This is a genomic window from Campylobacter sp. RKI_CA19_01116 (assembly GCF_025771405.1).
GTDB lineage: Bacteria > Campylobacterota > Campylobacteria > Campylobacterales > Campylobacteraceae > Campylobacter_D.
The window spans coordinates 1-523 of record NZ_JAKMQF010000031.1 but is presented as its reverse complement, the minus strand read 5'-3'; the positions used below and the strand labels follow the sequence as shown (position 1 = coordinate 523).

1 pseudogene is annotated in these 523 nt (G+C 27.5%); it reads left to right on the top strand.

From position 1 onward, the window contains the following. Positions 1-523: pseudogene (locus tag L8U41_RS07860) on the top strand (ShlB/FhaC/HecB family hemolysin secretion/activation protein); the annotation flags it as partial.

Genomic DNA, 523 nt, shown 5'->3' with positions numbered 1-523 from the left:
CAATGAAAATCAAATTAACTATGGAGCTAGTTATACTTTCTTTTTGGGAAATTTAAAAATTACTCCAAGCGTATCTCAAGGATCTTATTCTTTAGGTGGAAAATACAAAGATGCAGGATTTTATGGTACTTCTAGAAATTTTGGTATAGACTTTTCTTATCCTGTATGGATTAATACTAATTCATCTTTATATCTTACTTCTGGTATTTATCATAAGATACTTAGTGACACAAGAGCTGGATTTTTAACCTTTGATAAACATTCTAATGTAGGCAGTATGGGTTTTAATGGTCTAATAAGAAATTTTGAAAATAATGCCTTAAGTTATAGTGCAAATATAATCATAGGTAAGGTATATGATGATAGTGATTTTAAATTTGGTAGCAAAACTTTTGGTTGGTTTAGAAAACTCAATGCTAGTGTGAATAATTATTATAGTATTAATGAATACATTACGCATACTTTAAATATAAACTATCAAAAGGTATTAGGGAATTTTGAATTAGATTCTTCTGAGAGTTCA